The organism is Microbacterium sp. OVT16B, from assembly GCF_019969705.1.
Classification (GTDB): domain Bacteria; phylum Actinomycetota; class Actinomycetes; order Actinomycetales; family Microbacteriaceae; genus Microbacterium; species Microbacterium natoriense.
The window spans coordinates 3,737,046-3,749,186 of the sequence record NZ_JAHXZA010000001.1 but is presented as its reverse complement, the minus strand read 5'-3'; the positions used below and the strand labels follow the sequence as shown (position 1 = coordinate 3,749,186).

General features: G+C 69.9%; 9 protein-coding genes and 1 riboswitch. Of the genes, 2 read left to right on the top strand and 7 right to left on the bottom strand.

From position 1 onward, the window contains the following. Positions 1–62 precede the first annotated feature (62 nt). On the bottom strand, positions 63–197 hold the full coding sequence (locus tag LC438_RS18610) for a hypothetical protein (protein ID WP_258132733.1): 135 nt from the start codon (positions 195–197) through the stop codon (positions 63–65). Next, positions 194–2,524: a phosphoribosylformylglycinamidine synthase subunit PurL gene (gene purL / locus LC438_RS17545; RefSeq protein WP_223587355.1), complete on the bottom strand. Its 2,331-nt coding sequence runs from the start codon at positions 2,522–2,524 to the stop codon at positions 194–196. Before purL ends, LC438_RS18610 begins: the two co-directional genes overlap by 4 nt. A gap of 579 nt (positions 2,525–3,103) precedes the next feature. On the opposite strand from purL, the gene LC438_RS17540 reads away from it, so the two are divergent. Then, complete coding sequence (locus tag LC438_RS17540) at positions 3,104–6,142, top strand: carbohydrate binding domain-containing protein (RefSeq protein ID WP_223587492.1); 3,039 nt, start codon at positions 3,104–3,106, stop codon at positions 6,140–6,142. Positions 6,143–6,321: 179 nt separating this feature from the next. On the opposite strand, the gene LC438_RS17535 is transcribed toward LC438_RS17540, so the two are convergent. The 4 genes from LC438_RS17535 to LC438_RS17520 all read right to left on the bottom strand — a co-directional run bounded on the left by LC438_RS17535 (position 6,322) and on the right by LC438_RS17520 (position 9,880). Next, positions 6,322–7,182 carry a transporter substrate-binding domain-containing protein gene (locus tag LC438_RS17535; RefSeq protein ID WP_223587354.1) on the bottom strand — a complete coding sequence of 287 codons (861 nt, stop codon included), beginning with the start codon at positions 7,180–7,182 and terminating at the stop codon, positions 6,322–6,324. A gap of 132 nt (positions 7,183–7,314) precedes the next feature. Further along, positions 7,315–8,166, bottom strand: coding sequence for a helix-turn-helix domain-containing protein (locus LC438_RS17530; protein WP_223587353.1), 852 nt, complete (start codon positions 8,164–8,166; stop codon positions 7,315–7,317). Further along, positions 8,163–8,966 carry an amino acid ABC transporter ATP-binding protein gene (locus LC438_RS17525; RefSeq protein WP_308116190.1) on the bottom strand — a complete coding sequence of 268 codons (804 nt, stop codon included), beginning with the start codon at positions 8,964–8,966 and terminating at the stop codon, positions 8,163–8,165. The genes LC438_RS17530 and LC438_RS17525 overlap by 4 nt, the downstream gene beginning before the upstream one ends. Continuing rightward, positions 8,963–9,880 (bottom strand): amino acid ABC transporter permease, encoded by a 918-nt coding sequence (locus tag LC438_RS17520; RefSeq protein ID WP_223587352.1) that lies wholly within the window; start codon positions 9,878–9,880, stop codon positions 8,963–8,965. The genes LC438_RS17525 and LC438_RS17520 overlap by 4 nt, the downstream gene beginning before the upstream one ends. Before the next feature lie 177 nt (positions 9,881–10,057). On the opposite strand from LC438_RS17520, the gene LC438_RS17515 reads away from it, so the two are divergent. Continuing rightward, the gene (locus LC438_RS17515; RefSeq protein WP_223587351.1) at positions 10,058–10,531 is read left to right on the top strand and encodes a hypothetical protein; all 474 of its coding nucleotides are present in this window, start codon (positions 10,058–10,060) and stop codon (positions 10,529–10,531) included. 136 nt (positions 10,532–10,667) lie between these two features. Here LC438_RS17515 and LC438_RS17510 read toward each other — a convergent pair whose 3' ends face one another. Next, positions 10,668–11,948, bottom strand: a complete 1,281-nt coding sequence (locus tag LC438_RS17510; protein WP_223587350.1) for an MFS transporter — start codon at positions 11,946–11,948, stop codon at positions 10,668–10,670. After that, positions 11,943–12,049, bottom strand: a riboswitch (TPP riboswitch). (Overlaps the previous gene by 6 nt.) Positions 12,050–12,141: the final 92 nt, after the last annotated feature.

Sequence of the window (12,141 nt, the reverse complement as noted above, 5' to 3'; positions counted from 1 at the left end):
CAGAAGATCCCGCTATCAGCCGCGGATGGCGGGATCTTTCGCGACGGGAGCGGCGGGCCGGCTCAGCCGAAGAGCAGCGTCAGGACGGTCGCGCCGCCGCCGCCGAGGATCAGCGCGATGATGACCGTCCAGGCCACGATGCGGACGCGCCGGTTGCGGCGGACGTCGAGGTCGCCGTAGTCGCTGTCGTCGGTCATGCGACCGGCTCCGCGACGGTCGGGCCGAAGGCCGCCGGAAGGGTGGCCTGCGAGCGCTCGCGCAGCTCGGCGGCCGAGACGGTGAAGACGCCCTGCACCTCGAGCTGAGGCTCGCTGTCGGTCACGCCGATACGCGCGACCGGGTAGCCGCGACCCTCGCACAGCCCGCGGAACTTCACGTCGTCCTCACGGGGGACGGTCACGAGCACGCGACCGGTCGACTCCGAGAAGAGGGCGGATGTCGCGTCCACGCCGTCGCGCTCGATGATCTCGTTCAACCAGACGCGCGCGCCGACGCCGAAGCGCATGACGCCCTCGGCGAGGGCCTGAGCCAGACCGCCCTCGGAGACGTCGTGCGCCGAGGAGATCAGCCACTCGTCGCGCGCGGCGGCGAGGAGACCGGCCAGGCGCTTCTCGCCGGCGAGGTCGACCTTCGGGGGCAGGCCGCCGAGGTGCTGGTGCACCACATCGGCCCACGCCGAGCCGGAGAGCTCGGTCGAGGTCGTGCCGAGCAGGTAGATGTTCTGACCCTCGTCCTGCCATCCGGAGGGGATGCGGCGGGAGACGTCGTCGATGATGCCGAGCACGCCCACGAGCGGGGTCGGGTGGATCGGCACGTCGCCGGTCTGGTTGTAGAACGACACGTTGCCGCCGGTCACCGGGGTGCCCAGCTCGTAGCATCCGTCGGCGAGACCGTCGACGGTCTGGCCGAACTGCCACATGACCTCGGGGTTCTCGGGGGAGCCGAAGTTCAGGCAGTCCGTGATCGCGGTGGGCACGGCGCCGGTGACGGCGACGTTGCGGTACGCCTCGGCGAGGGCCAGCTGCGCGCCCGCGTACGGGTCGAGCTGGCAGTAGCGGCCGTTCGCGTCGGTCGAGATCGCGAAGCCCAGGCCCGACTCCTCGTCGACGCGGATCATGCCGGCGTCGTCGGGGAACGCGAGGGCCGTGTTGCCGAGCACGTAGTAGTCGTACTGGTTCGTGATCCAGCGGGTGTCGGCGAGGTTCGGGCTCGCGACGAGGTCGAGGAACTGCTCGCGCAGCACCTCGGCGTCGTTCGAGCGGGGCAGATTCTCGGCGGCATCCGCCTGGAGCGCGTCGATCCACGTCGGGTACGCGACCGGACGGTCGTAGACGGGGCCGTCGACCGCGACGGTCGAGGGGTCGACGTCGACGATGCGCTCGCCCTGCCAGTCGATGATGAGGCGGCCGTCTCCGGTGACCTCGCCGAGCACCGAGGTCTCGACGTCCCACTTCTTCACGACCGCGAGGAACGCGTCGAGCTTCTCGGGCGCGACGATCGCCATCATGCGCTCCTGCGACTCCGACATGAGGATCTCCTCAGCGGTCAGCGTGGGGTCGCGCAGCAGCACGTTGTCGAGCGACACCTTCATGCCGCTGTTGCCGTTGGCTGCGAGCTCGCTCGTGGCGCAGGAGATGCCGGCGGCTCCGAGGTCTTGAATCGCCTCGACGAGCTCGTCGCGGTAGAGCTCGAGGCAGCACTCGATGAGCACCTTCTCGGCGAACGGGTCGCCGACCTGCACCGCGGGGCGCTTGGTCGGGCCGGTTGAGTCGAAGGAGTCGGAGGCCAGGATGCTGGCGCCGCCGATGCCGTCGCCACCCGTGCGGGCGCCGAACAGCACGACCTTGTTGCCCACGCCGGTGGCGTTGGCGAGCTTGAGGTCTTCGTGGCGCAGGACGCCGACCGCGAGCGCGTTGACGAGCGGGTTGGCCTGGTAGACGGAGTCGAAGACCGTCTCGCCGCCGATGTTCGGCAGGCCGAGGCAGTTGCCGTAGAAGCTGATGCCGCTGGTGACGCCGTGCACGACGCGGGCGGTGTCGGGGTGGTCGATCGCGCCGAAGCGCAGGGCATCCATGACCGCGACGGGGCGTGCGCCCATCGAGATGATGTCGCGGACGATGCCGCCGACGCCGGTCGCCGCACCCTGGAAGGGCTCGATGAACGAGGGGTGGTTGTGCGACTCGGCCTTGAAGGTGACGGCCCAGCCCTCGCCGACGTCGATGACGCCCGCGTTCTGGCCCATGCCCACCATGAGGCGTTCCTTCATCTCGTCGGAGACCTTCTGGCCGAAGCGGCGCAGGTAGTTCTTCGACGACTTGTAGGAGCAGTGCTCCGACCACATCACCGAGTACATCGCCAGCTCGCCCGAGGTGGGGCGGCGGCCCAGGATCTCCTTGATGCGCGCGTACTCGTCGTCCTTGAGTCCGAGGGCCGCGTAGGGCTGCTCCTTCTCGGGAGTCGCGATCGCGTTCTCGACGGAGTCGGGAACGTGCGTGTGGGCGGTGGCTTCGGGGGCGTTGGTCACGCGCACTCCTCAGGAAGGGGGCCGGCGGGCGATCCCATTCTACCGGGCGTGCGAGCCCCCTTCCCTCGCGGGGTCAGCACCCTGAGGGGTCGCGAAGCGCAGCATCGCGGGGCGCGCATCCGACGTTCTCCGACCCCTCGCGCCGCGGAGGGGTGAGGGAAGGTCACGAGAACGTCACAGGATTCTCATCGAGGGTTGCCAGAACTCTCTGTTACCGGTAACTTTCGAAGCGTCCCCAGACGCACGTCCCCGCACCGTGCGATGCGCGCACGATGGCCGTGCGCTCGGATCTCGAGGAGGAGAACGCCAGGGAGACTCGCCTTGGGCCGCGCATCAGCGGCCAGTGCGGGATCGAGCTCTCAGAACCGACGCAGGACCGGCCTTCCGCAGCGACCCCCAAGACGCTGCGTCGGCCGGCGACATCCCCGCTTCGCCCGAGGCCGATCGCAGGCTCCGTCCATCGACGAGAGCCGCTGCTTTCGTGCGCCCTCGAGCGATCGACAGCAAGGAGTGAGACACGTGAGACCAGAAGACAGATCGCGCCGGAGACGGCGACCGGGCGCTCGCGCCGCGGCGGTGATGGGCGTGACCGCGCTCATCGCCTCGTCCGTGACCGCGGTGGGCCTCGGCGGCGCCGCCTACGCGGCACCGACCAGCATCATCCAGAACGGGACGTTCGAGAGCGGGATCTCCGGATGGAGCGCCCCGCTCGGCGGCACCCTCTCGCAGAGCACCGACGCCAAGTCCGGCACGAAGTCGCTCGCCATCAGCGGACGCACCTCGTTCCAGTCGGGGCCGACGGCCACCGTCACCGGGCTGCTGTCGACCGACGCGTCCTACGACCTGAACCTCTCGCTGAAGTTCGACACCGGGCGGGCGACGCAGAACTTCAACATCGTGCTCTGCACGTCGTCGCGCAGCCGTTGCGACGTCGTCGCGTCGACCACGGCGACCGCGGGGCAGTGGGCGAGCGTGCAGAAGACGTTCACCCCGCTGACCTCGGACTACGACATCCTCTTCGTCGAGACGCCCTGGAACACCGACATCCAGTCGTTCGTGATCGACGACGTCTCCCTGACCACCGACGACGGCGGCCCCGCCGTCGTCGAGCCGCCCGCCGTGCCCGGCAACCTTCTGCCGGACGGCCGATTCGTCTCCGGATTCACGGGATGGACGAACACCCGCGGCGGCACGCTCGCCCTCAGCGACGACGCCGCGAGCGGCGCCCACTCCCTGCAGGTGACGGGGCGCGAGAACACCCAGTCCGGTCCGTTCGCGAGCGTCGCGGACAAGATCGAGCTCGGCGCCTCCTACCGGCTCACCGGCAAGCTCAAGTACGACGAGGGCAACGCCACCCAGCAGTTCAACTTCACGTTCTGCCCCACGAACTTCAACGGATGCGCCGACTACGGCCACACGTTCACGAAGGGCGAGTGGGGGTCGTTCTCGCAGGAGTTCACGGCCGAGGCGAAGCACGTCGCCGCGGGCTGGCTCTTCGTCGAGACCCCGTGGGGATCGAGTGCGCTGCAGGACTTCAAGGTCGACGAGCTGTCGCTCGTGAAGATCGCCGACGCCCCTGAGGGGCCGGAGTTCACCAGCCTCGAGAAGGTGCAGACCAAGCCGGTCGGCGACCACAACCCGCTCGTCGGCCACAAGTTCGGCGCCGACCCGCACCACCTCATCTACAACGGCCGTCTCTACATCTACTCGACCGACGACACGCAGCAGTACGAGCTGAACAGCAAGGACGCCAACGGGCTTCCGACGCAGTCGAACGGGTACGGCGGCATCACCCGCCTCAACGTCATGTCGACCAGCGACATGGTCAACTGGGTCGACCACGGCAGCATCCCGATCGCCCGTGAGGGCGGAGCGGCTCCGTGGTCGAGGAACTCCTGGGCTCCCGCCGCGATCGAGAAGGACGGCAAGGTCTACCTCTACTTCTGCGACAGCGGAACCGGCACCGCGGTGGTCGTGGGCGGCTCGCCGCTCGGCCCGTGGAACGACCCGCTGGGCAAGAAGATCATCCCCGACACCGTGTCTCGCGACTACATCGCCGGCGGCGGATTCCCCGCGGGCATGTGGCTCTTCGACCCCGAGGTGTTCATCGACGACGACGGCCAGGGCTACCTGTACTTCGGCGGCAACTCCCAGATCGGCACCGCGCCGAACGTGCAGGGACCGCAGAACCCGAAGTCGACCCGCGTGGTCAAACTGAAGGACGACATGGTCACCCTCGACGGCGACCCGGTCGAGATCGACGGGCCCGGCATGTTCGAGGCCTCGAGCATGTTCAAGCGCGGCGACACGTACTACTACTCCTACTCGTCGAACTTCCAGGTCAACGAGGTGCCGGGGCAGTACCCGTCGCGCGGCGGCATCGCGTACATGATGACCGACGACCCGATGAAGCTCGGATCGTCGGAGTACGCGGGGGTGGCGTTCCAGAACCAGGGCACGTTCTTCGGAGCGGGCAACGGCGGCAACAACCACTCCGACATGTTCACCTACAAGGGCGAGACGTACTTCACGTATCACGCGCAGACGCGCGGTGCGGCGTGGGCGGCGGCGCTCGGAACCCCCGGGGCGACCCAGGGCTACCGCTCGGTGCACATCGACAAGCTGGAGTTCAACGCCGACGGGACGATCAAGCCGATCGTCGGCACGCGCGCCGGTGTCGCGCAGGTCGAGAGCTTCGACCCGTACCGCACGTTCGAGGCGGAGACGCTGGCCTGGCAGCTCGGCATCAGCACGGCCAAGACGGATGCCGCATCCGTCGAGTTCCCCGAGCACAACGGCGGGGGCAACATGGTGCTGTCGGGCGTCGATGACGGCGACTTCGCCGGAATCTCCGGCGTCGACTTCGGCTCCGGCGCGAAGACCGTGTCGGCGCGCGTGAAGCCGCTCGTCGAGGGCGGCAGCATCCAGGTGCGTCTCGACGATGTCGACGGACAGGTCGTCGCGGAGATCCCGGTCGACGGAACCGTCGGCGAGTGGACCACCGTTCAGGCCGACGTGACCGGAGCCGCCGGAGAGCACGACGTGTTCTTCGTCTTCGCGGCTCCCGAGGGCGCCGACGCCGACGCCGACCTGTTCGAGGTCGACAACTGGGCGTTCACGCCGGTCGACGACGGCCCCGGCGCCGAACTCGTCGCCCAGCTGTCGCGCACCGAGGTCGCCGCGGGCGGATCGGTGACGCTCACGGCATCCGGGGTTCCGTCGGAGGCAGTCGAGATCGGGATCGAGAGCACGTACCGTGCGCTCGCGAACGTCGAGGTCTCCGAGGGCGCGCTCGACGTCGCCCTCGTGATCCCCGCCGACATCGAACCCGGTGCGCATCACATCGTGATCCGCGACGGTGAGACCGAGCTCGCGAGGCTCGCGCTCACGGTCACGGCGGCCGGGACCGGTACGGCCGGAGCCGGCGGCGGCACCGGCGGCTCGGGCACGGCGGCGGGAACGGGCAGCGGAACCGGAGGCGCGCTGGCGAACACCGGTGGCGACGCCAGTGCGGCGGCGAACGCGGCCCTGCTCGGTGCGCTGATGATGGCGCTCGGAGCGGGCGCGTGGATGACGCACCGTCGTCGCCGTGCGCTCGGCGCCACCGAGAGCGAGTGACCGCAGCATCCTGATCGCAGCATCCTGAACGCATCGCCCCGTCCGCATCCCGCGGGCGGGGCGATGCTCGTTCCTCGGTCGTGAGGGGTCGTGAAGCGCTGCATCCGCGCCCCGTGACGCGGCACTTCGTGGCCCCTCAGCCTGCTTACGCACACGCGTCGCGCAACGCGCGCGACGCGCTACTTCTGGAGGTTGATGCCGGGGGCGGCGGGCTCGATGCCGTAGGGGGCGAACAGCTCGGCGGTGGTGCCGTCGTCGTAGAGCGTCGTCATCGCGGCGAGCACGGCGTCGATCAGCGCCTTCTTCTGCGTGTTCATCATGCTGCCGACATAGAAGCCGCCGTCGAAGGGGTCGCCGACGAGCGCCTTGTTCGCGCCCTGGCTGACGGCGTACTCCGCGGCGGGGACGCTCTGGATGCCGAGATCCGTGCGACCGGATTCGAGGGCCAGCTCTGCGTCCTGCTGCGTCGGGTACTCGGTGACGGTCAGCGGCTCGGCGCCGTCCTTCGTGCACTGCTCCGACAGGGCGGTCGCGTAGGCGACGTCGGTGGTGCCGCGGATCGTCGCGACCGAGTGGCCGCAGACATCCGCCTGCTCCGAGAACTCGCCCGCCCTGCCTGCGGTGGTGATGAGGGTGGCCTGCTCCTTCATGAAGTCGATGAAGGTGCCTGCGGCCTGCCGCTCCGCGGTGTCGTAGAGGCTGCCGCCGAAGATGTCGTAGCGCCCGGCGGCGACGCCGGTGATGCCGCCCTCCCACGCGACGGGCACGTACTCGACCTCGACACCGAGCTCGTCGGCGACGGCGTCGAGCAGGTCTTTCGTGATGCCGGAGACGGGGACATTGTCGTCATCGGCGATGTAGTACGGCGCGTCGGGCAGCACGAGGCCCACGGTGAGCACGCCGGGGGTGATGAGCTCGGAGAGGGCGGGGTCGGCGCTCTCTCCCGACGGGCCGGCGGCGGCGCCCGACCCGCAGCCGGCGAGCAGCAGGGCGAGCGCGGAGGCGGAGGCGGCGAGGGTGAGACGGGTTCGGGTGATCATTCAGGACTCCTTCGTTCTGAGATGCGGCGGGATGCTGTCAGCGTAGGAATCGCGGGACGCCGCCGACGAGGGACCCAGAGCGGGAGGGCTGGCACATTTCGCGGGGCGTCCGCCGAGGGCGGGGCGCCACGCTCAGGCCGCGGAGATGTGGTCGCGCTGGAGGTCGCGGAACCGCGACGGGGTCATCCCGACCTCGCGGCGGAAGAAGCGGGAGAAGTACGACGCGTCGTCGAAGCCGAGCTCCCTGGCGATCTGGGCGCAGCTGAAGTCCGAGCGGGCGAGGAGGCGCTGGGCCTCGTGCACGACGGCCTCGCGGAGGATCTCCCCCGGCGGTCGTCCGGTGGCGGTCGAGACGACCTCGCTGAGGTGGCCGGGGGTGACGGACAGCTCCCTGGCGCACTCGGCGACCGTGCGGAGCGTGCCGCGGCTCTCGCGCGCGAGGCGCTCGAACTGGGCGGCGAGTCCGTCGGCGACCGTGCCGGATGACACATACCGACCGCACAGCACGAGCAGAGCGGTGAGGAGGCTGCGGATCGCCAGCTCGTGCCCGGGGGCGCGCTGCCGCTGCTCGACGTCGAGCTGCGCGAGGAGGGCGTCGATGCGCGCGGCGGACGCGGGGTCGGGGTGCCACTTGCCCGACAGCGGCGCCCACTCTCCGGGGCCGCCCCTGCCGAGGAGCAGCTCAGGGCGGAACAGCACGAGGGCGCCGTCGGTCTCGACCTCGCCGCGTTCCCAGTGGTGCATCTGCCCCGCGGCGACGATGAAGAGGTCGCCGGGTTCGGCGGTGTGCTCCTGGAAGTCGATGACGTGGCGACCGGAGCCGGCGCTGAGCCAGGCGAGCTCCACGAAGTCGTGGCGGTGCGGCACCTCCGCCCACGGACCGGGGCCCTGGGTGCGGAGGTCGGCGAGCAGGAACAGCCCTCCCGCCGCGGCCATCGTGGCGTCGATGGAGTGCAGAGGAGGGCGGCCTTGCGCGACGGTCACGGCTGGAGCCCGACGTCTTCCGGCTGGGGAGACAGGGTGCCCGTGCTGCGCAGGAACGAGGCCGTGCGGGGCGAGGTCGGGCGCGCGAGGACCTGGGCCGCCGGCCCCTTCTCGACGATCACGCCGCCTTCCATGAACACCACCGTATCGGCTACCTCCCTGGCGAAGGAGATCTCGTGGGTCACGACGAGCATCGTCATCCCGGCATCCGCGAGCGATCGCATGACCTGCAGCACCTCGCCGACCAGCTCGGGGTCGAGCGCTGAGGTCGGCTCGTCGAAGAGCATGAGAGACGGGCGCATCGCGAGGGCGCGGGCGATCGCCACGCGCTGCTGCTGGCCGCCGGAGAGCTGGGCCGGATGCTTGTCGGCGTGCTGCCCGAGTCCGACACGGTCGAGGAGGGCGCGGGCGTGCTGCTCGGCATCCCTCCTCGTCTCCTTCAGGACCCTGATCGGACCGATCGTCACGTTCTCCAGCGCCGTCAGGTGAGGGAAGAGGTTGAACTGCTGGAACACCATGCCCATGCGGCGGCGGACCCTGCTTGTCTGGCGGTCGCCGGTCTCGACGAGGTGCTCGCCCTCGACCGCGCAGCCGACGAGCTCGTCCTCGACGAGGACGATGCCGGCGTCGAGGGGTTCGAGATGGTTGATGCAGCGCAGCAGCGTCGACTTGCCGCCGCCGGAGGGTCCGATGATGCAGATGACCTCGCCGGGGGCGACGTCGAGGTCGATGGAGTCGAGGATCGTGGTGCCGTGGAAGGCCTTGCGCAGTCCGCGCAGGGTGAGGGCGTTGCCGGTCACAGTGCGGCCTCCTTCGCGATCACGACGCGTCGTCTCGAGCGGTCGACGGAGCGTTCGAGGAAGTACTGTCCGATGCTCGCTGCGGTGACCAGCACCAGGTACCAGAGCGAGGCGACGACGAGCAGGGGGATGACCTGATAGTTCTGTCCGTAGATCTGCTGGGCCTGGGTCATGAGGTCGCCTCCGCCGATCACCGAGACGATCGACGTCGCCTTGAGGATGTCGATGAACTGGTTGCCCAGAGGGGGCAGGATGACGCGGATCGCCTGCGGGATCACGATGCGGCACTGCGCACCGAGCGTCGTCATGCCCAGCGCCTTCGCGGCATCCGTCTGGCCGGGAGGCACCGCGAGGAACCCGCCGCGCACGACCTCGGCCATGTAGGCGGCGGTGTGCAGCACCAGCCCGATGAGCGCGGCGAGGAAGGGGGTGACGATGGCGTTCGTCTCTCCGCCGATCACGATGCCCCAGGCGGGGATGCGGATGCCGATGAACGGCAGCAGCAGCGCGAGGTTGAACCAGAAGACGAGCTGGACGAGCAGCGGGGTGCCGCGGAAGATCCACACGTAGCCGGTGACGAGGACGGTGAGCACGGGGTTGCCGGCCTGGCGCATGACGGCGAGGAGCACGCCCAGCAGGAGGCCGATCACGAAGGTCAGCACCGTGAACACGAGGGTGAGGAGCACGCCGCTGAGGATGCGCGGGTTGAAGAGGTAGTCGCCGACGACGGGCCAGCTCAGAGCGGGCGCGCTGACGACGGTCCAGCCGATCGCGAGGGCGACGGCGCCGAAGAGGACGGCGGGGATCCAGCGGCTGAGGATACGGGGCTTGCGGCGCAAGGGGAGGCCGACGAGCCGGTCCAGGTCGGGGAGGGTGCGCTGCGCGTCGTCGGACAGCACGTTCGGTGAGGTCATGTCGAACATTGTCGTGCGGGTGGGGAGGGCGCGGGGAAGGTACCCCGCGGACGTACCAGGACAGGCGACGGAAGTCCCTGGTCGGGGCGTCGGACGGGTACCTAGCGTCGAAGGCGGCGGCATCCGCATCCCCTGATCTCGGCGATGCGAGGCCGCCCGATCTGAAAGGAAGCAGTCGTGACAGCGAAGTACGAGCACCTGTTCGTCCGGCACATGCAGGACACCACCGACGACCTCGTGAACGAGGGCGCCATCGGCACCGGAGAGCCCCGCCCCGCCCACATCGGCGACGCGTTCGCCCTGATGCGCGCAGCGGACGTCCCCGGAGCGAAGGTCCACATGACCTACTCGTGGATCAACCCCACCGACGAGCCCAGCCACTGGGTCAACGAGCACGAGCACGACTACGACGAGGTGCTCATCTGGACGGGGTCCGACCCGGAGAACCCGCACGACCTCGGCGGCGAGCTGCTGATCGACCTCGACGGCGAGACGTACTCGGTCACGACGTCGGGTGCGCTGTACATCCCGGCCGGGCTGCGCCACTGCCCTCTCGACTTCAAGAGCGTCACGCGTCCCATCCGGTTCAGTGCGCTCTCGCTGTCGGGCGACGGCAACTACAGCTCCGACGAGAACGTCCCGAAGGACTGACCCGGGGTACCCGGTCGTTGAGCCCGCAGCGGCGTGGCGGGCGCTTCGTCTCGTCGCTGCGCTCCTCGCTCAACGACCGGGACCGCCCCGCCTCCGGTCGTTGAGCGAGCGCAGCGAGACGAAGCGCGCCCCTGGTTCACTCCAGAGCTGCGGTCCGATCCGGCTCGGGGCCGAGGACCGCACCGATCACGAGGAGGGAGGATGCCGCGGCGAGCACGGCCATGACCGCCGCGACCGGGCCGAGTGCGCTCTGCAACCAGGGCAGCCAGAACGGGAAGAGCGCCGGCACGACGAGGGACAGCGAGTACCCGACCCCGTAGCCGCTCGACCGCACGGCGGAGGGGAAGCGCTCGGCGAGGTACGCGCCCACCGGACCGTAGGAGGAGACCGTGACGATCTGCACGACGGTCACCGCGAGCACGGCGGCGGCGCCCTGCGAGGTCAGCGCCCAGGCGAACGCGAGGGGTGCGGCGACGAGCGCCCCCGCCCCGAAGACCACGAAGAAGCGTCTCCGTCCGATCCGCTGCGAGAGCGCGCCGGCGGAGAGCATCGCGGCTGCCGAGACGAGGGTCGCGATCAGCATGATCAACGGGACGGTCGTCGGTCCGACCTGCGGCGCCTCGCGCAGCATCCCGGTGAGCACGGGGATCGCCATCTGGGTGAACAGCCAGAGCCCGGTCATCAGCACGAACACCTGCCACAGCTGGCGGCGGAACGGACCGATGAGGATGGCGGCGAGCGGACGTGTGCGGCGGGCGCCGTTCGTCGGGATCGGGGCGTCGTCGACGCCGGCGACGTAGTACCAGAGCATCGCCGCGGCGAGCAGGGCGCCGGCGATGAACGGCATCCGCCACCCCCAGCCGGCGTAGGCGTCGGGTCCGAGCACCTGGACGAGGATCAGCGTGAGCCCGGCGATGAACGCGTTCGCGAGCGGTGACATGGCCATGATGCCGCCGCTGAGCAGACCGCGTCGGCGCGGGGCGGTCCACTCCATGGCGAGGGGGATCGCCGCGGAGTACTCGCCGCCGAGGAACACACCGCCGACGAAGCGCAGGGCCACGAAGGCCCACAGGGTCGCCGCGCCGCCGACGTCGTGGGTGGGGATCAGGGCGATCAGCAGCGTCGTGATCGCGATGCCGGCGATCGCCGCCGTGGTGGTTCTCGTTCGTCCGTGGCGGTCGGCGAGGCTCCCGAAGATCGCGGCGCCGAGCGGGCGCCCGAGCAGGGTGGCGACGAAGATCAGGCCCGTCTGGGCGGCGGCCGCATCGGGACCCAGCACGATCGCAGCCGCGGGGGCGAGGGCGATGACCGGCAGGAAGATATCGACCTGGTCGACGAAGTTGCCGAGCAGTCCGCCGCGGACGGCGTTGCGTGCTCGAGAGGGGGAGACGGTGGGCTCGGCGATGAGGCGCGACATATGGCTCGACTTCCTACGGCGGCATGACCCGCATCAGGTATGACGGTCGGCGCGGCGTCAGCGCCCTCTCAGCCCCTGCCGGGACTCCCATGGTTGAGGGAAGTCTAGGGGAGGGCACAGCCTCCGGTCGTTGAGCGAGCGCAGCGAGACGAAACGTTCGCCCGTTCGCCCGTTCGCCCGTTCGCCCGTTCGA

What these genes read in the sequence shown, in the direction of transcription:
- LC438_RS17540 (WP_223587492.1), top strand. Translation starts at nt 3,104, where the DNA reads ATGGGCGTGACCGCGCTCATCGCCTCGTCCGTGACCGCGGTGGGCCTC.
- LC438_RS17535 (WP_223587354.1), bottom strand. Translation starts at nt 7,182, where the DNA reads ATGATCACCCGAACCCGTCTCACCCTCGCCGCCTCCGCCTCCGCGCTC.
- LC438_RS18610 (WP_258132733.1), bottom strand. Translation starts at nt 197, where the DNA reads ATGACCGACGACAGCGACTACGGCGACCTCGACGTCCGCCGCAACCGG.
- LC438_RS17520 (WP_223587352.1), bottom strand. Translation starts at nt 9,880, where the DNA reads ATGACCTCACCGAACGTGCTGTCCGACGACGCGCAGCGCACCCTCCCC.
- LC438_RS17510 (WP_223587350.1), bottom strand. Translation starts at nt 11,948, where the DNA reads ATGTCGCGCCTCATCGCCGAGCCCACCGTCTCCCCCTCTCGAGCACGC.